This window comes from Arthrobacter sp. efr-133-TYG-120 (genome assembly GCF_030209785.1).
GTDB lineage: Bacteria > Actinomycetota > Actinomycetes > Actinomycetales > Micrococcaceae > Arthrobacter.
Genome location: NZ_JARVRI010000002.1, coordinates 115,885 through 137,490, shown reverse-complemented (window position 1 = coordinate 137,490; position 21,606 = coordinate 115,885). Strand labels below are relative to the sequence as shown.

General features: G+C 65.2%; 24 protein-coding genes. 20 read left to right on the top strand and 4 right to left on the bottom strand.

Annotated features, from left to right (window positions below):
• Positions 1–12: 12 nt before the first annotated feature.
• From QRN51_RS01895 to QRN51_RS01865, 7 genes are all read left to right on the top strand, one after another.
• Positions 13–978 (top strand): tetratricopeptide repeat protein, encoded by a 966-nt coding sequence (locus tag QRN51_RS01895; RefSeq protein ID WP_284988403.1) that lies wholly within the window; start codon positions 13–15, stop codon positions 976–978.
• Complete coding sequence (locus QRN51_RS01890) at positions 978–2,081, top strand: NADH:flavin oxidoreductase/NADH oxidase (RefSeq protein ID WP_284988402.1); 1,104 nt, start codon at positions 978–980, stop codon at positions 2,079–2,081. Before QRN51_RS01895 ends, QRN51_RS01890 begins: the two co-directional genes overlap by 1 nt.
• 97 nt (positions 2,082–2,178) lie before the next feature.
• On the top strand, positions 2,179–2,970 hold the full coding sequence (locus QRN51_RS01885; protein WP_284988401.1) for an ABC transporter ATP-binding protein: 792 nt from the start codon (positions 2,179–2,181) through the stop codon (positions 2,968–2,970).
• Entirely contained in the window at positions 2,952–4,523 is a 1,572-nt protein-coding gene (locus tag QRN51_RS01880; RefSeq protein ID WP_284988400.1) for an ABC transporter permease family protein, read from the top strand. Before QRN51_RS01885 ends, QRN51_RS01880 begins: the two co-directional genes overlap by 19 nt.
• A 93-nt stretch (positions 4,524–4,616) precedes the next feature.
• Positions 4,617–5,399: a glucosamine-6-phosphate deaminase gene (gene nagB, locus QRN51_RS01875; RefSeq protein ID WP_059387621.1), complete on the top strand. Its 783-nt coding sequence runs from the start codon at positions 4,617–4,619 to the stop codon at positions 5,397–5,399.
• A gap of 36 nt (positions 5,400–5,435) precedes the next feature.
• Positions 5,436–5,774, top strand: a complete 339-nt coding sequence (locus QRN51_RS01870; protein WP_059387622.1) for a DUF3039 domain-containing protein — start codon at positions 5,436–5,438, stop codon at positions 5,772–5,774.
• A 180-nt stretch (positions 5,775–5,954) separates the two neighbouring features.
• Complete coding sequence (locus QRN51_RS01865; protein ID WP_284988399.1) at positions 5,955–7,733, top strand: DEAD/DEAH box helicase; 1,779 nt, start codon at positions 5,955–5,957, stop codon at positions 7,731–7,733.
• A gap of 24 nt (positions 7,734–7,757) precedes the next feature.
• On the opposite strand, the gene QRN51_RS01860 is transcribed toward QRN51_RS01865, so the two are convergent.
• Entirely contained in the window at positions 7,758–8,384 is a 627-nt protein-coding gene (locus QRN51_RS01860; RefSeq protein ID WP_059390254.1) for an isochorismatase family protein, read from the bottom strand.
• A complete protein-coding gene (locus QRN51_RS01855; RefSeq protein WP_284988398.1) occupies positions 8,385–9,713 on the bottom strand; it encodes a nicotinate phosphoribosyltransferase in 1,329 nt (442 codons plus the stop codon). It lies immediately after the preceding gene.
• A 169-nt stretch (positions 9,714–9,882) separates the two neighbouring features.
• Between QRN51_RS01855 and clpS the strand changes: the two genes are divergently transcribed.
• The 6 genes from clpS (at position 9,883) to rdgB (ending at position 14,240) form a co-directional block, all read left to right on the top strand.
• Positions 9,883–10,281: an ATP-dependent Clp protease adapter ClpS gene (gene clpS, locus QRN51_RS01850; RefSeq protein ID WP_059387623.1), complete on the top strand. Its 399-nt coding sequence runs from the start codon at positions 9,883–9,885 to the stop codon at positions 10,279–10,281.
• Positions 10,274–10,840, top strand: coding sequence for a DUF2017 domain-containing protein (locus QRN51_RS01845; RefSeq protein ID WP_284988397.1), 567 nt, complete (start codon positions 10,274–10,276; stop codon positions 10,838–10,840). The genes clpS and QRN51_RS01845 overlap by 8 nt, the downstream gene beginning before the upstream one ends.
• Positions 10,841–10,935: 95 nt before the next feature.
• The gene (gene murI / locus QRN51_RS01840) at positions 10,936–12,006 is read left to right on the top strand and encodes a glutamate racemase (RefSeq protein ID WP_284988396.1); all 1,071 of its coding nucleotides are present in this window, start codon (positions 10,936–10,938) and stop codon (positions 12,004–12,006) included.
• Entirely contained in the window at positions 12,003–12,800 is a 798-nt protein-coding gene (locus QRN51_RS01835) for an MBL fold metallo-hydrolase (protein ID WP_284988395.1), read from the top strand. Before murI ends, QRN51_RS01835 begins: the two co-directional genes overlap by 4 nt.
• A 43-nt stretch (positions 12,801–12,843) precedes the next feature.
• A complete protein-coding gene (gene rph, locus QRN51_RS01830; RefSeq protein WP_078108499.1) occupies positions 12,844–13,602 on the top strand; it encodes a ribonuclease PH in 759 nt (252 codons plus the stop codon).
• Positions 13,599–14,240 (top strand): RdgB/HAM1 family non-canonical purine NTP pyrophosphatase, encoded by a 642-nt coding sequence (gene rdgB / locus QRN51_RS01825; protein ID WP_284988394.1) that lies wholly within the window; start codon positions 13,599–13,601, stop codon positions 14,238–14,240. Before rph ends, rdgB begins: the two co-directional genes overlap by 4 nt.
• 75 nt (positions 14,241–14,315) lie before the next feature.
• Here the strand turns inward: rdgB and QRN51_RS01820 are convergent, their stop codons facing one another.
• Complete coding sequence (locus QRN51_RS01820) at positions 14,316–15,080, bottom strand: VTT domain-containing protein (protein ID WP_284988485.1); 765 nt, start codon at positions 15,078–15,080, stop codon at positions 14,316–14,318.
• Between the two features lie 188 nt (positions 15,081–15,268).
• Here QRN51_RS01820 and QRN51_RS01815 point away from each other — a divergent pair, with 188 nt between their 5' ends.
• From QRN51_RS01815 to QRN51_RS01800, 4 genes are all read left to right on the top strand, one after another.
• The gene (locus QRN51_RS01815) at positions 15,269–16,507 is read left to right on the top strand and encodes an MFS transporter (RefSeq protein WP_284988393.1); all 1,239 of its coding nucleotides are present in this window, start codon (positions 15,269–15,271) and stop codon (positions 16,505–16,507) included.
• Between the two features lie 147 nt (positions 16,508–16,654).
• Positions 16,655–16,915: a DUF4235 domain-containing protein gene (locus tag QRN51_RS01810; protein WP_284988392.1), complete on the top strand. Its 261-nt coding sequence runs from the start codon at positions 16,655–16,657 to the stop codon at positions 16,913–16,915.
• Between the two features lie 71 nt (positions 16,916–16,986).
• On the top strand, positions 16,987–18,012 hold the full coding sequence (locus QRN51_RS01805) for a 3'-5' exonuclease (RefSeq protein WP_284988391.1): 1,026 nt from the start codon (positions 16,987–16,989) through the stop codon (positions 18,010–18,012).
• Between the two features lie 66 nt (positions 18,013–18,078).
• Positions 18,079–18,627 carry a DUF4395 domain-containing protein gene (locus QRN51_RS01800; RefSeq protein WP_284988390.1) on the top strand — a complete coding sequence of 183 codons (549 nt, stop codon included), beginning with the start codon at positions 18,079–18,081 and terminating at the stop codon, positions 18,625–18,627.
• Positions 18,628–18,639: 12 nt separating this feature from the next.
• On the opposite strand, the gene QRN51_RS01795 is transcribed toward QRN51_RS01800, so the two are convergent.
• Complete coding sequence (locus QRN51_RS01795; RefSeq protein ID WP_284988389.1) at positions 18,640–19,725, bottom strand: ADP-ribosylglycohydrolase family protein; 1,086 nt, start codon at positions 19,723–19,725, stop codon at positions 18,640–18,642.
• 77 nt (positions 19,726–19,802) lie between these two features.
• Between QRN51_RS01795 and QRN51_RS01790 the strand changes: the two genes are divergently transcribed.
• The 3 genes from QRN51_RS01790 (at position 19,803) to QRN51_RS01780 (ending at position 21,575) form a co-directional block, all read left to right on the top strand.
• Positions 19,803–20,159: a YidH family protein gene (locus QRN51_RS01790; RefSeq protein WP_059387628.1), complete on the top strand. Its 357-nt coding sequence runs from the start codon at positions 19,803–19,805 to the stop codon at positions 20,157–20,159.
• Complete coding sequence (locus QRN51_RS01785; RefSeq protein ID WP_059387627.1) at positions 20,156–20,506, top strand: DUF202 domain-containing protein; 351 nt, start codon at positions 20,156–20,158, stop codon at positions 20,504–20,506. The genes QRN51_RS01790 and QRN51_RS01785 overlap by 4 nt, the downstream gene beginning before the upstream one ends.
• A 142-nt stretch (positions 20,507–20,648) precedes the next feature.
• Positions 20,649–21,575 carry an MIP/aquaporin family protein gene (locus tag QRN51_RS01780; RefSeq protein ID WP_284988388.1) on the top strand — a complete coding sequence of 309 codons (927 nt, stop codon included), beginning with the start codon at positions 20,649–20,651 and terminating at the stop codon, positions 21,573–21,575.
• Positions 21,576–21,606 lie beyond the last annotated feature (31 nt).

The following is a 21,606-nucleotide window of genomic DNA, read 5'->3' as shown; positions in this document are numbered from 1 at the left end:
AGAGTGGACGGTATGAGTTCGCCAGGATCCCGTCCCGTCTCTCCAGCCGCTGCCAGCCAGCTCAACCTGCGCGGCGCCGTCGACCTCTCTGCATTGCGGCGCCCTGCGCCGGCGGCACCGAGCGGTGCCCCGGCTGCCTCCGGCGGAAGCCCGGGAAGCGGCCAGCCCCTTCGCGTAGATGCCACCGAGGCCAATTTCCAGGACCTCGTCCAGCTCTCCGCGCAGATTCCCGTCCTTTTCCTCTTGTGGTCCAATCGCTCCTTGGAGGCCTCGACCCTCCTTCATAGCCTCGAAGGCGTCGTCGAAAGCTACGCCGGCAAAGTGGTGCTGGCCGCGGCGGACGTGGACGCGTTCCCGCAGCTTGCGCAGGCATTTCAGGTCCAGGCTGTCCCTACCGCCGTCGCGGTCCTGAAGGGCCAGCCCGTGCCGCTCTTCGAGGGGCCCGCGTCGGACCAGGAAATCCGTGCCCTCATCGATGAACTCCTCAAGGTGGCCGAAGCCAACGGCGTAACGGGCAGCATCGGTGCTGGCCCCGCTGCTGCGGAGGCCCCTCCTTTGCCGCCGCTGCACCAGGCAGCCTTCGACGCCATTGAAGCGGGGGATTACGCCGCCGCCGCCAGTGCCTACCGCCAGGCGCTGGCCGAGAAACCGGCTGACGCCGAGGCGAAGGCCGGACTTGCCCAGGTGGAACTCATGGGCAGGATTGAGCTCCTGACGGCAACGGATGCCGAAGCCATGCGTCAGCGTGCGGCGGAGGAGCCGGACGATATCGAAGTACAGCTCACAGTGGCCGACCTCGACATCTCGGGCGGACACATCGAGGACGCGTTCAACCGCATCATCGCATTCATTGGCCGCAACTTCGGGCCCGAGCGCGAGACGGCTCGTGTGCGCCTGCTGGAGCTGTTCGACGTCGTCGGCATTGCGGACCAACGCGTTGCCAAGGCCCGGCAAGGTCTGGCGCGGGTCCTCTTCTAATGACGCAGCCGGCGTTGTTCAGTCCGCTTCAATTGCGCTCCTTGACGTTGCCGCATCGCGGCTGGGTTTCCCCGATGTGCCAATACAGCTGCTCGCCCGACGGCGGGGGCGGCGTGCCGAACGATTGGCACCTGGTGCATCTTGGAGCGTTTGCCACGGGCGGCGCGGCGCTCATCCTCACCGAGGCGTCGGCCGTCAGCCCGGAGGGGCGGATCAGCCCGCGGGACGCCGGACTGTACACGGACGAGCAAGCGGGCGCCTGGGAGCGGATTGTGGACTTCGTCCACCGCAACAGTGCGGTGGGCGGCAAGATCGGCGTCCAACTGGCGCACGCCGGCCGCAAGGCTTCCACCTATTGGCCTTTCGCCGAAGAGAGCGGATCCGTAGCGGAGTCCGACGGCGGGTGGGTTACCCGCGGCCCCGGAGTTGAGGCCTTCGCCGGGCTTGCAGCTCCTCTCGCCATGAGCGAGGCGGATATCCACGCCGTGATTTCGGATTTCGCCGCGGCGGCCGGACGGGCTGTGGACGCCGGGTTCGACACGGTGGAGATCCACGGCGCGCATGGCTACCTCCTGCACCAATTCCAAAGCCCGCTCATCAATAAGCGCGAGGATTCCTGGGGAGGCAGCGAGGCGGCACGAAACCGCTTGATGCTTGAGGTCGTTGACGCCGTCCGTGCGGTCATTCCGGATTCGATGCCGTTGCTGCTGCGGATTTCCGCCAGTGATTGGGCCGAGGGCGGCATCGACATTGACGCCTCGGTGCGTCTCGCGAGGGCCGCGGCCGAGCGCGGCGTGGACTTGGTGGACGTCTCCAGCGGGGGTGCGGTGGCCCACCAGCGGATCAAGGCCGGCCCGGGATACCAGACGGGATTCTCCGAACAGATCCGGCGCGAAGCGGGAGTTCCCACCGGAGCCGTCGGATTCCTGACATCCTCAGGACAGGCCGAACACACTGTAGCTACGGGCCAAGCCGACGGTGTATTCATGGCACGGGCAGCCCTCCGCGATCCGCACTGGTGGCTCCGCGCGGCATTTGAACTCGGCTTCCCCTTGGATTGGGCGCCGCAGTATCAGCGCGCGGTTCCACGGCACAGCTTCTAGGAGCTAGTCCTTTGGGATGAGGCGGATCCGTAAAGGCGCCCCGTAGTTCCCCCTCCGGGACGACCCCTGGCACGGCCCCCGGGGCTAGGCTGACTGCATGACTGTCCAGCTTCCCGGTTCCCCTCCCACATCCCCGGTGCCCGCCTTGGCCCTGCGCGGACTGGCGAAACGCTTCGGCGGCAAAATCGCCGTCGACGGCATCAGCCTGGACGTCCCGGCCGGCTCCTTCTACGGCGTCGTTGGTCCCAATGGGGCGGGCAAGACCACCACATTGTCCATGGCCACCGGCCTCTTGCGGCCGGATTTCGGGACGGCCTACATCCACGGCGTGGATGTGTGGACGAAGCCGCTCGAAGCCAAGAAGCTGATGGGGATACTGCCCGACGGCGTCCGCCTCTTCGACCGCTTGACGGGTGAGCAGCTTGTTACTTACGCCGGCTTGCTCCGCGGCATGGACAGGGACGTCGTTGCCCAAAGGGTGGGAGAGTTGATGGCCGCCCTGGATCTCAGCGCCGACGCCGGCACCCTCGTGGTGGACTACTCCGCCGGCATGACGAAGAAGATTGCCCTCGCGTCGGCGCTCATCCATGCGCCCAGGCTGCTGGTGCTGGACGAGCCCTTTGAGTCCGTGGATCCCGTCTCGGCAGCCAATATCAGGGGAATTCTTGACAACTATGTGGCCTCGGGAGGGACGGTCATCGTCTCGAGCCACGTCATGGACCTTGTGCAGCGCATGTGCGACCACGTAGCCGTCGTGGCTGCCGGCAGGGTCCTCGCCGCCGGTACCGTCGACGAGGTCCGCGATGGCGCCACGCTCGAGGACCGCTTTGTGCAGCTCGTGGGCGGCGGAAACCAGACGGGGGGCCTGGAATGGTTGCGCACCTTCTGAGCCTGAAGTGGCGGCTCCTGCTGAACGGCTTTCGGCGCAGCCCCGGCCAGCTTGTGGGAATCGCGATCGGAGGGCTCTATGCGCTGGGGGTCGTCGCGACCCTCGTGGTGACGCTCGTCGCCCTGCGGTGGGCCGACGCCGAGACGGCCCACACCGCCGTCGTCCTCGGTGGCGCCGCCGCGATCCTTGCCTGGGCAATCGTTCCCCTGATGGCCTCGGCCGCCGATATGACGCTTGACCCTTCCCGCTTCACGACGTCGGCGATTCCCATGCGCCAGCTGCTGGCCGGGCTTACCCTCGCCGGATTCATCGGATTGCCGGGCTTGTCCACGACGATTGTGGCCCTGTTCACTGCGGCCACATGGTGGCGCAGCGTGCCGGCGGCGCTCGGCGCCCTGCTGGGTGCCGTGCTGGGCGTGCTGAGCTGCGTGGTCCTGTCGAAAGTCATCACGACGGCGACTGCCAGCCTCGCGGCCTCCCGTCGTTTCAAAGACGTGAGCAGCATTGTGGTCTTTGTGCCACTCGTGCTGATGGGACCGATCGTAGCTGGCGTCTTCAGGGGAGTATCCGGTTCCACGGGCTATCTCCCGGAACTTGCCCGGACGGTCTCCTGGACTCCACTCGGAGCTTCCTGGTCGCTTGGCGGGGATCTGGCGTCCGGAGATATCGCCGCAGCCGGCTTGAAGACATTGATCGGCCTCGCCACTCTCCTCGTGTTGTTTGCCGCCTGGAATGCGTTGCTCAAGCGGGCGCTGGTCACTCCGCCATATTCGGGTGGATCAAGGAAACGCGGCGGCAAACTTGGCTTGTTCGGACTGCTGCCGGCAACTCCCACCGGTGCCATTGCCGCACGCTCCCTCAGCTACTGGGTCCGCGATCCGCGCTACGCAGCTTCGCTGATGGTGGTCCCGTTGTTGCCCATGATTTTCCTGTTCCAGTCAGCGCAGTCCGGAAGCTACTCCATGCTGGTGATTCTGGGACCCATGGCCGCCTTTGTGCTCGCATGGTCTATTTCCGCGGATGTCTCCTACGACAACACCGCCTTTGCCTTGCATCTGGCCACCGGGGTCCGCGGCATTCACGACCGGCTCGGCCGGGCCTTGGCCTGCCTGGCATTGGCCCTCCCGGTGGTGTTGATCTTCGCCGTCGGGCCCTTTTTCCTGACCGGCGACTGGGGTTGGTTGCCCGGTGTCCTGGGTCTTTCCCTCGGTGTGCTGTTCACCGGCCTGGGCCTGGCCTCCATCGTGTCGGCACGGTACACGTCCACCGTGCCGTTGCCCGGTGACAGCCCGTTCAAGAAGCCGCCGGGAAACGTTGCCCAGACACTGGCGGTCCAGTTCGGGGGAATGGCAGTCTTGTTCCTCCTCGTCCTTCCGGAGCTTGTCCTGGTGATTGTCCAGTCGGTCACGGGCGATCCACTGTGGGGATGGATCAATCTGGCAATTGGTACGGTTCTCGGAGCGGCATTGTTCGTTGCGGGTGTCCGGATCGGCGGCCGATGGCTTGACCGGCGCGGGCCGGAGCTCTTCGCGCAATTGAGCGTCAACCGTTGATTCCATGAACGACAATGACAAGTTATGGGACATGGGATAACCTCGAGTTTGAACCAGTCGATCCGGGAAACACAGCTAGAAAGGTCGTGGACGATGGAAGTTGTCATCCTTCCGGGAAGCAAGCAGATCGGGGCGCTTGCCGCGGATGCCATCGAGGCGCTGCTCCTCCGAAAGCCGAATGCCGTCCTGGGCCTGGCCACAGGGTCCTCTCCGCTCCCTGTCTACGACGAATTGGCGCGCCGCCATCAGGAAAGGGGCCTCGACTTCAGCCAGGCACACGCCTTCGCCCTTGACGAATACGTGGGGCTCGAGCCTGGCCATCCGGAGTCGTACCGTGAAGTCATCCGCCGTGAATTCACGGACCGCGTCAACATCGACCCCTCCAACGTCCACAGCCCGGACGGTACCGCGGCCGACCTTCCCGCGGCCTGCCAAGCGTACGAGGACTCCATGCGCGAACTCGGCGGCGTTGACTTGCAGATCCTCGGCGTGGGCACCGACGGCCATATTGGATTCAACGAGCCCGGCTCATCGCTCGCTTCGCGGACCCGGATCAAGACGCTGATCGAGCAGACCCGCAAGGACAACGCACGGTTCTTCAAGAGCATCGACGATGTTCCCCACCACGTGGTCACACAGGGTTTGGGAACCATCATGGATGCCCGGCACGTGGTCCTGATCGCTACGGGTGCCCAGAAAGCCCAGGCCGTCAGGGACTTCGTCGAGGGGCCGGTTGCGGCCATTTGCGCGGCATCAGTGCTGCAGATGCACCAGCACGCCACCATCTTGATCGATGAGGCTGCGGCGTCCTCGCTCAAGCTCGCCGACTACTATCGCCACACCTATGACAACAAGCCGAAATGGCAGAGCATCTGACACGGTGCATCTGATCGCGAAGCTGCAGCGGCTAAGATGGATGGCATGACGACGCTGCCTCCGGACCCATTCGAAAACGATCCCATGCGCGAGCTTTCCGGAGCCGGAACTTCCACTGCAACCATTGAGCGCGAGGAATTGCGCCAAGAAGTGGAACCCGGTGACCGGGAGCGTTTCTCGCACTATGTCCGCAAGGAAAAGATCATGGAGTCCGCCCTGACGGGCGAACCCGTGATTGCGCTGTGCGGTAAAGTGTGGACCCCTGGCCGGGACCCGCAGAAGTTCCCGGTCTGCCCCGAGTGCAAAGAAATCTATGAAGGACTTCGCCCAGGTAACGACGGCGGAGACAAAGGCGGCTCGGGCGGCTCCAAGTAGCGAGTAAGCCCCAGTAGTCGGGTATTTCCTGGTAGTAGGCGGGGGAGCGCTTTCCCCTGCCTGTGTGCTGCCCTGCGTGATTCGGCGCATCCGGAACAGATTGGTGTTTTTTGTGGTTATTTGGGTTTCGCTGGCTGCAGCGGCCTTGCTTGGAATCGTTGCTGGTCGGGGGGAACCCGCGTGACTGAAACACTCTTCGGCGGCCCGGCGCTGCCTCCGGCCTATCCGGAACGCGCGGCCTGGGGAACCGCCCCGAAGCTGCGCGCCTGGCAGCAGGAAGCGCTGGACCTGTACTTGAACGCGAGCCCGCGCGATTTCCTCGCCGTGGCAACGCCGGGCGCGGGTAAGACCACCTTCGCCCTGCGGATTGCGTCCATGCTCCTTGACAGCGGAACCGTGAACCGCGTGACGATCGTCGCCCCTACCGACCACCTGAAACGGCAGTGGGCGGACGCCGCCGCCAGGGTGGGCATTGCCATCGATCCGAACTTCAAGAATGCGGACGGCCAGCACGGCAGGGGGTTCGTCGGCGTCGCAGTGACGTATGCGCAGGTGGCCAGCAAGCCCATGCTCCACCGGGCCAAGACCGAGGCAGCCCGCACGCTGGTCATCCTCGACGAAATCCACCACGGTGGCGAGGCGTTGTCCTGGGGCGACGGATTGCGCGAGGCATTCGATCCAGCGGCTCGGCGCCTGGCCCTCACAGGAACGCCTTTCCGTTCCGACACCTCACCCATCCCCTTCGTGGAATACGCCGAAGACCGTGACGGCATCCGCCGCTCGAAAGCGGACTACACCTACGGTTACGGCAATGCCTTGAGGGACCACGTCGTCCGTCCCGTGCTGTTCATGGCGTATTCGGGCCAGATGCGTTGGCGCACCAGCGGGGGAGACGAAATGGCGGCTTCCCTCGGCGAGGCCGCCGTGACCAAGGACATCACCTCCCAGGCGTGGCGGACCGCGCTGAACCCCAGCGGCGAATGGATCCCCGCCGTGCTTGCTGCCGCTGACAAGCGCCTCAGTGAAGTGCGGCGCACCGTGCCCGACGCCGGCGGTCTGGTGATTGCCACGGATCACGACGACGCCCGCGCCTACGCCGGTCAGCTCAAGAAGATCACGGGTCAGTCGCCCACCGTGATCCTGTCCGATGATTCCAAGGCTTCGCACAAGATCGAGGAGTTCACCGCCAGCGACAAGCGCTGGATGGTGGCCGTCCGCATGGTGTCCGAAGGCGTCGACGTCCCCAGGCTTTCGGTCGGCGTCTACGCGACGTCCACCTCCACGCCGCTGTTCTTCGCCCAGGCCGTGGGCCGCTTCGTCCGTGCCCGCAAACGCGGGGAAACGGCGTCGGTCTTCCTGCCCTCCGTGCCACCCCTCATGGCCTTGGCCAACTCCATGGAAGCCGAGCGGGACCACGCGCTGGACCGGCCGGAGAAGGAAGATCCGGACGGCCTCTTCAACCCCGAAGAGAACCTGATGGCTGAGGCCAACCGCGAAGAGAAGGCCTCGGACTCCCTGGAGAAGGGCAAATTCGAGGCCCTCGATTCGCAGGCATCCTTTGACAGGGTGCTGTTCGACGGCGGCGAATTCGGTACAGGAGCCGATATCGGCTCCGAGGACGAACTTGATTTCCTCGGGATCCCCGGGCTGCTCGACGCCGAACAAGTGGGAACCTTGCTCCGGCAGCGGCAGCATGACCAGCAGTCGAGGAAGAAACGCCAATCTCCGTTGGCTGCCGCTGCGTCACCCGCGGTCCCGGACCACCGCATGCTGATGGACCTGCGCAATGAGCTCGCAAAAAACGTCGCGGCCTGGTCGGCCCGTACCGGCACCCCGCACGGCGTCGTCCACAACAAGTTGCGCGAAGTGTGTGGCGGACCGGCAGTCGCGCAGGCGAACGAGGAGCAATTGCAGTCGCGGCTGCGCAAGCTCCAGGATTGGTTCATTGGACGGAAGTAGAACTGCTTGGCAGGGCTCCTGCCCTTAGCGCTGCCCCAGCTCGACGCCGTTTTCTTCCAGTTCCGCGTAGGTCTCGTCAAGATCTTCCGCGATTCCGGCGGTGAGTTCACCGATCACCGTCACCGAGTAGCCCGCCTGCACGGCGTCCAGCGCGGTGGCCCTGACGCAGTAGTCGGTCGCGATTCCCACCACGACGACTTCTTCCACTCCGTGGCTCTGCAGCCAGTCATCGAGCCCGAGGGCGTCCTCGTCCAGCTCGACGGAGGGGACTGCACCGGGTGCGAGTTCGCCCATGGGCACTTCGTCTTCGGGCGCCAGGACTCCTTCGAATCCCGAGTAGGCGGCCGTGTACTGTCCCTTGCGGAAATAGGCCTGGACGTATTCGGCGTCGAGATCCGGGTGGAGCTCGGCGCCCTTGCTCCCGGCGCGGCAATGCGGCGGCCAACTGTCCACGAAGTCCGGAGTTTCCGAAAAATGGCTGCCCGGGTCCACGTGCCAGTCCTGTGTAGCCACGACGTGGTCGAAGTGCTGATGGTTCGCGTCCAGGTATTCGCTGATAGCAGCTGCCGTGGCGGCGCCACCTTCCACGGCGAGGGAGCCGCCTTCGCAGAAATCGTTCTGGACGTCCACGATAATCAGGGCACGGGACATTCAGTCCTCCTCATAGACGGTGGGGATTGCCGGCTCACCGCGCTGCAGCCTGCGCACTACCGGAGGCAATTCGGCCATGGTGGCAGCGTGGCGTTCCTGTGCCCGGACTACGCCCTCGTGTCCGGTCCATCCCGGGAGCAGTTCACCGTTCTTGATGAACTGCTGGAGCAACTGGCGGTCGTTGCCATCGTCTTCCGGGCGATGTCCGATGCCTACGATCTCCTGGGTTGCGATGCCGAGTTCGTTGAGCTTGCGCAGGGCGTATTTGCGGCCGCCCACGCTGGCCTTGTTCTTGGCTACCTTGGCCACGGGAACGAATTCCCCGGCATCGTTGGTCCGGCTGACGAGCTTGTAGACCATGCTGGCGGTGGGCGCTCCCGATCCTGTGACCAGCGAGGTGCCCACGCCGTACACATCCACCGGGGCCGATTGCAGGGCCGCGATCGCGTATTCATCGAGATCCGAGGTGACGACGATCCGGGTGTTGATGTTGCCGAGGTTGTCCAGCAGCTCGCGGACCCATTGGGCTTGGGCCACGAGGTCTCCGGAGTCCAGCCGGACGGCCCCGAGTTTGTCACCCGCGAGTTCCACCGCGGTCCGTACCCCGACCTCGACGTCGTACGTGTCCACCAGGAGCGTGGTTTCCGGTCCGAAGGCGGCGATCTGGGCTTCGAAGGCCTCGCGCTCGGTGTCGTGCAGGAGAGTGAACGAGTGGGCGGCCGTGCCCACGGTCTTGATGCCGTAACGGCGTCCGGCTTCAAGGTTGGAGGTGCTGCCGAAACCGGCGATGACCGCGGCGCGGGCTGCCGCCGTCGCGGACTCCTCCTGGGTGCGCCGGGAGCCCATCTCGATGCAAGGCCGGTTGCCGGCCGCGCTGGTCATCCGGGAAGCAGCAGAAGCAATCGCGGTGTCATGGTTGAGCACGGACAAGATGTACGTTTCCAGGATGCAGGCTTCCGCGAACGTTGATTCGACGATCAGGATGGGCGAGCCGGGGAAGTAGGCCTCGCCCTCCGGATAGCCCCAGATGTCGCCGGAAAACCTGTAGTCGGCGAGGAAGTCCAGTGTTTGCCTGTCAACGACTTTGTGCTGATCGAGGAACGCGAGCTCGGCATCGCCGAAACGGAAGTCCTTGATTCCCTCAAGCAGCCGGCCGGTGCCGGCGACGATGCCGTAGCGGCGGCCGTCGGGCAGGCGGCGGGCGAAGGCCTCGAAGACCGAGCGCCGGTGCGCCGCGCCCGAATGGAGGGCGGCTTCCAGCATTGTCAGCTCGTAGTGATCGGTATACAACGACGTGCGGGGGTGGTCCCAGGCGACGGATCTACTCACGAATTCACTCTAGTCCCCACCGCCTCCCACGTCTCGCTTCGCTCAACGCGGGGCCCTCGGCGGTGTGGGCCCACCCACCGCCTCCCACGTCTCGCTTCGCTCAACGCGGGGCCCTCGGCGGTGTGGGCCCGTCATTAGCTCGCCCATCCATCACCATTAGAATGGACAGATGACCACTACCGTCGCCCCCGGCATTTATGCAGCCACCTGCACAGTGACAGACGCAGGCTTAAAGGGAGAAGAACGGACGGACATCTCGGAGCAGTCCTCCACCGACCTTCTCAGTGCTGCTGATATCCCTTGGAACCTGGTGGTCTGGAACGACCCCGTCAATCTCATGAGCTATGTGAGCTACGTGTTCCAGAGCTACTTCGGCTATTCCGAGGCCAAATCTAACAAACTCATGCTCGAGGTCCACAAGAAGGGCCGTTCCATCGTGGCGCACGGAGGCAAGGAACAAGTGGAGCAGCACGCGGTTGCCATGCACGGCTACGGTCTGTGGGCAACGGTTGAAAAGGCAAGCAGCAGCGGCGACGGCCGGGGACGCAAGGGCGGCGCACGTGGCTAAGGCTTTCAAGTACGGACTCAAGGGCATCACCGGCTATCTTGAGCCCGCCGAGCGCGAACTCCTGCGCGGACTCGTGGATGATGTCATTTCGATGCTGGAACCGGAGCTGTCCAGCAACGAAGATCCCCTGACGGCTTTGATCGGCCTGGATATGAACGTCAAGGAACCGTCCGATCGCGCCCTTTTGCGGCTCTTGCCGAACGTCATGAAGAATGACGACGCCGCGTCCCTCGAGTTCCGCCAGCTCACCGAGCGCTCGCTGCGGGAAGGAAAAATCGGCGCCCTTCGAGCCGCTGCCATGGGCCTGGACCGCAACGAGCTCGTCCTCACCCCGGAGGAGGCGAAGCTCTGGTCCATGGCCCTCAACGATGTTCGTTTGGTGCTGGCGGAGCGCCTCGATATCCGCGACGAAGCGGATGCCGACCATGTCCATGCCATGCAGGACTGGTCCCAGGCCGAAGACGTGGAGAGCTACCTGGCGCTCGTCTACAACTTCACCACGTGGCTCCAGGAATCGTTGGTCCAGGCCATGATGGCCTCGATGGACCGGAAGCCCTGAGTGGGGCTTGTGGGCGTCCGTGTGACAAAACAGACACGAGGCCCCCGCCACATGTCGTCGCTGCAGCACATGCCTTGGCTTATTCTCTAAGAATCATGAACTCAGCATCGGACGCGGTATCGGATGGGGAGAGCGCCGCAGCGGCGTTGGAATCCCAGCGCACGCCGGAAACACTGAACAGCACAGCACCCAACCCCTTGCTGGGATCACGCCCCATCGGTGTCTTCGATTCCGGAGTCGGCGGACTCACCGTGGCACGGTCCATCATCGACCAATTGCCCCATGAGTCGATCATCTACGTGGGAGACACAGCCAACGGACCCTACGGGCCGCTCCCCATCGCCGAAGTCCGGGCCAATGCCCTCGGCGTCATGGACGAGCTCGTGGACTCCGGCGTGAAACTCCTGACCATCGCCTGCAACTCGGCCTCGGCCGCCGTCTTGCGCGATGCCCGCGAACGCTACACGGCCCGCTACGGGATTCCCGTCATCGAGGTCATCCAACCCGCAGTCCGCCGGGCGGTGGCCGCGACGAGATCCGGCAGGATCGGCGTGATCGGGACATCGGCCACAGTGGGTTCCCGCGCTTACGAGGACACCTTTGCCGCAGCCCCGGACCTCAGCATCACCTCGGTAGCCTGCCCCGAATTCGTGAGTTTCGTGGAGGCCGGCATTACGACCGGCCCCGAGCTGCTGGCCGCGGCCCACGAATACCTGGAACCGCTCAGGGAAGCCGGCGTGGACACCGTGGTGCTCGGCTGCACGCACTATCCCTTGCTTACTGGCGTGATCTCCTACGTCATGGGGGACGACGTCACTCTTGTGTCGAGTGCCGAAGAGACCGCCAAAGACGTTTACCGCGCCTTGGCCACCCACGGGATCCAGCGGACCGATGCCGGCTTGCCCCGGCACGACTTCATGGCCACCGGCGACGCCGTCCAGTTTGAGACCCTGGCGCGCCGTTTCCTCGGCCCGGAGGTCCTGTCCGTGCGCCACGTGGACCATGTGGCCGCCCAGTACCCGACCGGAAGCCTCGCCCGCATCACCCCGGAAATGTTGGAGGCCGCCCGCGCGGGCGGCCATCATGCGAGGACGTCCAATTTCGTTGACCCCGCAGCCTTCACAGTGAACGAATTCGGCGCGGCCCGCGGAGGCCGCATCCAGTGAAACTGACCATTGTTGGCTGCACGGGTTCCTTCCCTGGTCCCGGCTCTCCGGCGTCGTGCTATCTGCTGACCGCGCACGACGGTGAACGCCAGTGGAAGATCGTCATGGACCTCGGCAGCGGCGCCCTCGGGGCCATCCAGCGGTACACGGACCTCGAAGACATCGACGCTATCTTCCTGACCCACCTGCACCCGGACCATTGCATGGACCTCTGCGGACTGCACGTAGCGGTCCGCTGGAAGCCGGGCGGTTGGGGACGGGACAGGATCCCAGTCTGGGGTCCCGCCGCGACGGCCGACCGCATGGCCACCGCCTACGGCCTTGAGCTGGACCCCGGAATGCACGAGGAATTCGACTTCAGCAACTGGAGCGAACGGCAATCCGTGCAGCTCGGGCCCTTCATCGTGACCCCGTATGCCGTGAACCACCCGGTGGAAGAGGCCTACGCTTTGCGCGTCGAGGTCACCGAGCCGGACAAAGAAGGCAAAGCGGTCAGCAGGGTCCTCACGTACTCGGGGGACACAGACTCGTGCCAGGGCCTTGAGGACGCGGCCCGCAACGCCGATCTCTTCCTCTGCGAGGCCGCCTTCGAAGAAGGGCGCGACGACGACATCAAGGATGTGCACTTGACCGGCAAGCGCGCGGGCCAGGCAGCGACAGCCGCCGGAGCCCGACGCCTCCTGTTGACCCACATCCCGGTCTGGACATCGCAGACCAAGGTCATGGCCGAGGCGCGGCCCGAGTTCGCCGGCGATGTCGCCGTCGCGGTTGCCGGAGTCCACTACACCGTCTGAACCCGCAGTCCAGCGGAGGCCGGGGGATCGCTAAGCTTGCAGTATGACTTCCGAAGCCACATCTGTCCCCGTCATCCGTGCCGACGGCCGCACACCCGATCAACTCCGTCCCATCAGCATCACCCGCGGTTGGTCCAAGCAGGCCGAAGGTTCGGCCCTGATCGAATTCGGCAACACCCGGGTGCTGTGCACGGCTTCCCTGACCGAGGGCGTTCCGCGCTGGCTCAAGGGCGAAGGCCGCGGCTGGGTCACGGCCGAATACGCCATGCTGCCGCGGGCCACGAACACGCGTTCCGACCGTGAGTCCGTCAAGGGCAGGATCGGCGGACGCACCCACGAAATTTCGCGCCTGATCGGCCGCTCGCTGCGTTCCATCATCGACACCAAGGCCCTGGGCGAGAACACGATCGTCCTGGACTGCGATGTCCTGCAGGCCGACGGCGGCACCCGCACCGCCGCGATCACCGGGGCCTACGTGGCGCTCGCCGAAGCGATCCGCTTCGCCCGTGAGAACAAGATGATCGCCAAGAACGCACAGCCGCTGATCGACACCATCGCTGCCGTTTCGGTGGGAATCATCGACGGTATCCCGATGCTGGACCTGCCCTATGTCGAGGACGTGCGCGCCGAAACCGACATGAACGTGGTGGTCACGGGCTCCGGCAAGTTCGTGGAAGTCCAGGGCACCGCCGAGGGAGCCCCCTTCGACCGCGATGAACTGAATGCCTTGCTGGACCTTGCCCTTATCGGCACGGGCGAGTTGGCAGCCATCCAGCGTGAGACCCTGGCCGAGGCCCCGTGAGCGGGGCGACTGCGCCGCGGCTCGTCCTCGCCACGCACAACAAGGGAAAACTGCGCGAACTCAGGGAACTCCTCAGGGGGCAGGTACCGGGACTCGACGTCGATACGCAAGTGATTGACGCGGCTGCGGCCGGTGCTCCCGACGTTGCCGAGACCGGCGTGACGTTTGCCGAGAACTCCCTGCTCAAAGCACGAGCCGTGGCTGAAGCCACGGGAATAGTGGCGATTGCCGATGACTCGGGGTTGGCCGTGGACGTCCTGGGTGGAGCTCCGGGCATCTTCTCGGCCCGCTGGTCCGGCCGGCACGGTGACGACGCCGCCAACCTGCAGCTCTTGCTGGCGCAACTCTCGGACGTCCCCGACGCGCACCGGGGAGCCGCGTTCGTCTGCGCGGCGGCACTCGCTGTACCGGCCGCCGTCGACGGCGGGGCACGCGAGGTGGTCGAGTACGGCCAGCTGGAAGGCACTCTCTTGCATGAGCCCCGCGGCGCAGGTGGATTCGGCTACGACCCCGTGCTCCAGCCGCAGGGACTGGACCGCAGTTGCGCGGAGCTGAGTTCCGAGGAGAAGAACGCCATCAGCCACCGCGGCAAGGCGTTCAGGGCGCTGCTCCCGGCGATCGTAGACGCCCTGCGCTAGAACCTGCGCCAGCATTAACGAGAGAGGCACCCCGCAGACAAAGTGCGGGGTGCCTCTTCTGTTGAAGCAACGGGCTTAGCGCTCGCCGTGCTTTCCGGCTTCGCGTCCGTCGACCAATTCTTCGGCGGGTTCTGCTCCGCCGTTCGTTGCCTTGCGCTTGGCCAGCAAGCCGCGGATGACTTCCACGGCCACGGGGACCACCGAGATCAGGACGATGACCACGAAGATGATGTCGAGGTTGTCCCGGACCCACGGAACTTTGTCGCCGAGCAGGTAGCCGAGCAGCGTGACGCCACCGCCCCAGAGCACCGCCCCGATGACGTTGAAAATGAAGAACTTGCGCTTGTCCATTTGCGCGACGCCAACAATCACCGGGACGAAGGTGCGGATGATGGGCACGAAGCGGGCCAGGATCAGGGCCTTGCCGCCGTGCTTTTCGAAGAAGGCGTGCGCACTCTCGACGTTTTCCCGCTTGAACAGCTTGGAATCAGGCTTGTTGAAGATGGCCGGTCCGGCTTTGGAACCGATGAGGTAGCCACTTTGGTTGCCGAGGATCGCGGACACGATGATGAGGGCCGCGAGTGCCCAGATGTTGAATTTGATGGTATCCGTGGCGACGAGGAGCCCAGCGGTGAAAAGCATCGAGTCGCCGGGCAGGAAGAAGCCCACCAGGAGTCCCGTCTCGGCGAACACGATGCCGCACACGAGAAGGACTACCCATGGCGCCAAGGCGGGGTCGGCCAGGAAGATCTGGGGGTTCAACCAGTCGGGCAGGAGCGCGGACATATGCGGCTGCACCGGTCCTGCACCCACCAAAGCGGATACGGCAAAGTCGTTCATCGCAGAAAGGGTCACCCTTCAAGGGTACGGGACAACCGCCGTCGGGCCCTTGACACATCCGCTGGGGGTGTCTGACAGACACTGCCTCCAGTCGCCCGACATGCGTAGCGTGGTGGACGTGGGCAGAAATGACGAGAACTTCTGCGTCCGCAGCTAACTGAGCATGGATGACGAGGAAGAACTTTTTGATGCGCGACGTAGCTATACCCGAAACAGCGGCGACGGCCGCTCCTGCGTCAGCCCCGGTGTTCCCGTGGGGCGGTCTCCTGATCCTCGCGGCAGCGGGCTTCACAGCGGTGACTACGGAACTCCTCCCGTCCGGGCTGCTGCCCCAGATCAGCCGGGACCTGGGAGTAGACGAATCGGCCGTGGGTTCCCTGACTGCCGCCTATGCGGCAGTTATCGTCTTCACGGCGCTTCCGTTGTCCAGGCTGCTTGGTGGACGGGTTCCCCGCAAGGCGTTGTTGATCGGCACCGTGCTCGCGTTCGCACTCAGCAATGTCCTGTTGGCGTCGAGCCCGAGCCTGGGATTGGCAGTTGCCGCGAGGCTCCTCGGAGGCGTGGCCCACGGGATGCTGTGGTCAAGCATGGCCCCCTACGTTGCCAGGATCGTCCCGGCGCACTCAGTAGGAAGAGCAATGGCCATGGTCTTCAGCGGTAACAGCATCGCGCTCGCCGTCGGCGCTCCGATCGGCACGCTCATGGGCTCGGTCCTCACCTGGCGCGCCTCCTTCCTGATCCTGGCCGGAGTCGGCGCGGTTCTCGCTTTGCTGGCCATTTGGGTACTCCCCGCAGCCCCCGACGAGGACGGCCATGCGACGCCGACCCTCCGCGGAGCCCTGAAGCTGCCCGGCGTGATCGCCGTGGCCACAGCGTGGCCACTCTTGCTTTTGGGCCACTTCACGCTCTTCACCTACATAGCGCCGTTCCTCCACGTCTCCGGACTGCCGGATGCCTTCACGAGCATTTCGTTGTCCGTGGTGGGGGCTGCCAGCCTCGTGGGGATCTGGATCGCCGGCCTCACCGCCGATTCCCATCCGCGGCGCTCCCTGATTTCCGCGGTCGCCCTGCTGGTGCTGGCCTTCGGCCTCTTGCCGCTGCTTGGCGGCACGTGGGTGGGTGAGCTTGTGCTGGTGACCGTGTGGGGAACCGCCTTCGGGGCCATCGGCATCTACAACCAGGCAGCTATCCTTCGCGCCGGCGGAGAGCACAAGGACGCCGCGAACGGCTTGACCGTGGTGACCATTCAACTGGGCATCGCCGTCGGCGCCGGATATGGCGCCGTGGCCCTGACCACTGTCGGCGCGCTGTGGGTGCCCTTAGCCGCAGCCGTCCCGACGGCGGCAGCGCTCGCAATCATCCTGGCGAGCCGCCGCGGCGGCTACCCCGCCGGTCCCCGGGAGACGAAACTGACGAGACGTCGGTAAGTCCCACCGGTGCTGCGCACGGCGTCGCAGGCACGGCCCGCATCGGGGAAGAGAAGATAAGCATGCTGATAATCTTGTGTCCAGGCGGCTGCGTTGACGTATTTCCCAGCCGCGGACCACACGTCTGGCCACAATCGGAGGAACGAGATGAACGTCCTGATCAAACTACTTGGCCTGGTGGTGGGCATGGGCGCCGGAGTTGCGGCGAACAAAGCCCTCGAGGCCATCTGGAGCAAGTCGACCGGAAAGCCCGCGCCGAAGGATGCGACCAATCTGGAGGACTCCTTGCCTGGAGTGCTGCTGTTCGCCTTCGCCGGGGGCGCGGTAGGGGCGGTCATCCATGTCCTGACCCAAAGAACAACCAAGAAGGCCCTGACCAAGCTGCAGGAGACGGCGGACGAGGTCTGAAAGACGCTCCGGGGCAGGGGGCGGCCGACACCGGCGCCATTGGGGCCGCTTTCCACCTGTAACCTTGACCAGTGGCATTGGACTTTACGGCGATCGACTTTGAAACTGCGAACGGCTTCAGGGGTTCTCCGTGCTCGGTCGGCCTGAGCAAGGTCCGCGGCGGCGTCGTGGTGGAGGAAGCCTCCTGGCTCATGCGGCCGCCGGAAAACCACGACCACTTCGAGTACCACAACACCCGGATCCACGGCATTCGAGCCGAGGACGTCGCCGGGGCTCCGCGCTTCGGCGAACTCTTCCCTGAAATCGGGGCTTTCATCGGCGGGGATATCCTTGCCGCCCACAATGCCGCGTTCGATCTGGGCGTGATCCGTTCCGGACTCGAAGTTTCCGGCCTGCCTGGCCCCGCTTACGAGTACGTCTGCACGGTGATGTTGTCCCGGCGCTGCTACTCCTTGGTATCCAATTCGTTGCCCTACGCCGCGGAGGAGGCGGGCGTGCCCCTCGTGAACCATCACGACGCCGCGGAGGACGCCCGGGCCTGCGCCGGAATCCTGGTGGACATCGCGCACAGGAACAACGCCAACAGCATCGCAGAGCTCTACTTGTCCCTCGGCCTGGCCATTCCCAAACAGCAGGCCTTCCAGCCAGGAGACGGACTGTCCAAGCAAACGCTCGCTGCGCTCGCTGGGGCCGGTGGAGGGCGCGACGCGGCCGCGGGCCGGTCCGGCGTCGGGAATGGTGCCGGCCAGCTTGGACGCGCCTGGAGCAATTGGCCTGAAGAAGGCGACAATCCGGAGCCCAACCCTGCAGCGGAACCGGGCCACCCCCTGTTCGGGCAAACGGTCGTTTTCACAGGTGAGCTTGCGATTGCCCGGCCCGAAGCGAAACAGCGGGCAGCGGAGATGGGTGCGCGTCCGGAGAGCCGCGTGACCGGGAGGACCACGGTCCTCGTAGTGGGCGACGGCTTTGTAGCCGGCGATCTCCGGAACGGTCGCCTCACTGGCAAAGCCAAAAGGGTCCTGGAATTGCACAGCCGAGGCCAGCAGATCGAGGTGCTGTCCGAGGGGGAGTTCCTGCAGATGGTCGGCGGACGCTAGCCGCGCCAATATTCACACGGAGCAACAAAGCTTCCCGTTGTGTCGCGGCGCTCCTAGCCTTGAGCCATGACACAGGGAAGACAGGCTGACACTGCAGCGTTCGCCGTAGGAACGCCGGCTCCGGCGGCCACCGGATGGCGCGCCGTCTTCGCTTTCCCCAATCCGGTCAACGAATACGCCGCGAGGATCACGGCCGGCCTGGTGGTTGTTGCCGCAGTGGCCACCCTCGTGAGCGGCGTCGGCTGGGGACTCGTGCTGATCGCGGCCGGCTTCTGGCTGCGGGTGTTGTTCGGGCCGAGGATCTCGCCGTTTGCCCTGCTATCCGTCAAGGTTTTGGCTCCCCGAGTTGGCCCCGCCAAACTTGTCCCGGGGCCGCCCAAGCGTTTCGCACAGGGAATCGGCGCGGTGCTCAGCACGGCGGCCGTGGTCCTGTTCTTCGCCGGTTTCGCCTTAGGTGCTTGGATCCTGCTCGCCTTGCTGATCGTCGCGGCGTCCCTCGAATCGTTTGTGGGATTCTGCCTGGGCTGCGCCATTTTCGGGATCCTGCAGAGGCGCGGACTCATTCCCGCGGACGTCTGCGAAGCGTGCAACAATATCGCGCTTCGCAGGCTTTGAACCGTTTGGCTCTTAGCCCACTGTGACGGCGATGAGCCGTTGCGCCATCCCGCGGATCACTTCCGGGGCTTCAAGGGCTTCAAGCCAGTCCGACGGCAGTGCCTCTTCGCCGTGGAGCGCCCCGAGGATATTGCCCGCGATCGAGGCGGTGGAGTCGCTGTCACCGCTGTGGTTCAGCGCCACGGTTATGGCTTGGCGGAAATGGGCGGCCGGATCACTCCGTGTCTCCGCTGCCCGCGCGGTCGCCAGCACCGCATAGAGCCCGACGGCGAGTGCCTCCTCCGCGACCCAGCCCTCGCCCAGTTGCGCGGTGAGTTCTTCCGGGCTGAGCAGCGTGCCGGTGGAAGACAGTTCCAGCGCCTCCCGGAGGCGCCCCAGGAGCTCGGGGGCTGGATCCGGCAGTGCTGACACCACGCTCAGGGCATGCTCAGCCGCAGTCCGCACATCTGAGCCCGCGGTCACCTTGTGCACGAGCACGCTGAAGGCACCCGCGCTTTGCCGTGCCGAAGGGTGCCCGTGGGTCAAGCACGCGGCATCGGTGCTCAGCTTGTAGACCGCGGCCTCGGAAATATGCGGGACCAGGCCAAAGGGAGCCGAGCGCATGACCGTGCCGCAGCCCTTCGATTCCGGATTGACGGGCCGGAACTTGGTTCCCATCTCGCCCGTAGAGAGTCCGCTCAGGCACGCCTTTCCCGGGTGCCTGCGGTGCCGGAGCACCTCCTGGCCGTCGATCCACCGCGGTTGGGGAACGGGGGCGGATGCCGGCAACGCGACGCCCTGGCTCGCGAGCCATCGCAGGTAAGCCAGCCAGAGACATGCAGTTTCATCCGCGGCCACGCCGTCGTTGGCCCACTCCAGGGCTTCCACGAGGCCGTCGACGGTGTACAGCGTCATCTGGGTGTCGTCCGAAAAGTGGCTGCCGCCGTCGAGCTGGCCGAAAGAGGTGAGGCCCGCTGCGCCGAAGCGGGTGCGGATCGTGGCTACGTCGTCGAACTCGACGGCGTAGCCGAGCGAATCGCCCAAGGCACCGCCCAGCAGGCAACCGTTAACCCGGGACTCGAAGGATGGCACGGCGGAGGGGGATGGTTCAGCGCTCATAGTGGTAATTTACCGTGGCTGCCCGGCCGGTCTTCACCTGCCCGCTGATACGGTGGCTCGTGAACCAGGAGGCAATGATGCGTGAACCCGCGTGGCGGAAAACCGGAAAGACCCCGGACTACAGATTCTCCCTCGCAAATGAGCGGACCTTCCTCGCGTGGATCCGTACGTCGTTGGCCCTGTTGGCCGGTGCCGTCGCCATCGACCAGCTTGCTCCGAACATCGCGCCCCAGCCCGTGCGCATTGTCTTGTGCGTCGTTCTTTCCATGATCGGCGCGGGCCTCGCGACGCTCGCCTACCGCCGGTGGGCGCAGATGGAGGCGGCCATGCGGAACGACCAGGCCCTGCCGTTCTCGCGGGTCATGCTGCTCATGACCATCGTGGTTGCGGTGGCGGCATTCACTTTTGCCGTGCTGATCCTGGTGGCGCGTTGACCGTTGAATCCAGGGATCCGGGGCTGCAGCCGGAGCGTACAACGCTCGCTTGGCGCCGGACCCTGATTTCGCTCCTGGTGGTGGATCTCTTCATCTGGCGCAGGTGGTTAACGGCCAAATCCGGTGCGGGGCAATTGCCCACCGGGATACCGGGGCTCGACTACCAGGGAATCTGCGCCTTGACCGCCGCCGCAGCGACGATCGTCCTCGGCTGCGTTGTGTGGGCCAGGTCCCACCAGTTGCACCATGGCGCGGAGGAAGCGTCGGCAGTCTTGATGCTTGCAAGCGCCGTGTCCATCATCGCGCTTGCCGGCGCTGCGGTCGCCGCAATCGCCTTGGGCGGCTAGGCTCGGATTCAGGAAGCGTCCAGACTCGGCTGACAGGATGCTGCGGGGCAAGAAAGCGGTCCGCCGCACGGCTTCTTGCCTTGCCCGGAGTGTCCGCCTCCGCAACAGACCACCCGAACTTCGAACAAAGGAATCCCTCGACATGACCACAACTGTGTCCGCTCCCTCCTCCCGCGGAACCCGGCTCCTAGCCCGGGCGTCCGCTGAAGCTCTGGGGACGCTGTTCCTTGTGGTTATTGGCTTGGGTGTGTTGATCTTCATCAACCCCCAGGCGGTTCCGATGCCGGCGTCGCTGGCCAGCGGCCTGACCGTCACTGCTGCCATGTTGGCCTTCGGTTACCTGTCCGGCGGCCACTTCAACCCGGCCATCACGGTTGGTCACCTGGTTGCCGGCCGGATGAAGCTTGTGGATGGGGCCGCGTACCTGGGGGCCCAGATTGTGGGCGCTTTGCTGGGCGCGTTGGCGATTTTCGCCGTCGTCCGAACTGTACCGGGGATCACGGACAGCCGGACTGTGTTTGACACGGCGACCTCCGGCTTCGGTACGCACTCCAGCTTCCAGGTTCCCGTGACCGGCGTGATGCTCATTGAGGTCCTCGGCGCCGCGCTCCTGGTAGGGGTCTTCCTGGGTGTCACCGCTCGACGCAATCCCAGCAAGCTCGCAGCACCGTTCGCGGTCGGCCTGACAGTCGCGGTCTTGCTGCAGCTTGGCCAATCCACGGGCAACCTTGCCTTTAACCCCGCACGTGCCACTGCCTCCGCAATCTTCAGCTCGAGCTGGGCAGTGGAGCAGCTCTGGCTCTTCTGGGTCGCACCGCTGGTCGGAGCGGCGATCGCAGGCCTTATCTTCCGCGGTTTCGGCGAAACCACCCCGGTCGCCGTGGCTGAGGTCGAGGAGCCATTGCCGGCCGACGGCTGGGAGGAAAAGTCCGACGACGACGCTGAAGCGGCTGTCCCGGAAAGCGCGGCCGAGGTTTCCACGCCCGCTGCGGAGTCCGCCGTGGCACCCGTCGAAGAGCAGCCCGACGTCGACCCGGCCCGCGATTTCTTCGACGGCAAGCGGGGCTGACGCAGGAATTCAGCTGTCCGGAAGGCCCTGT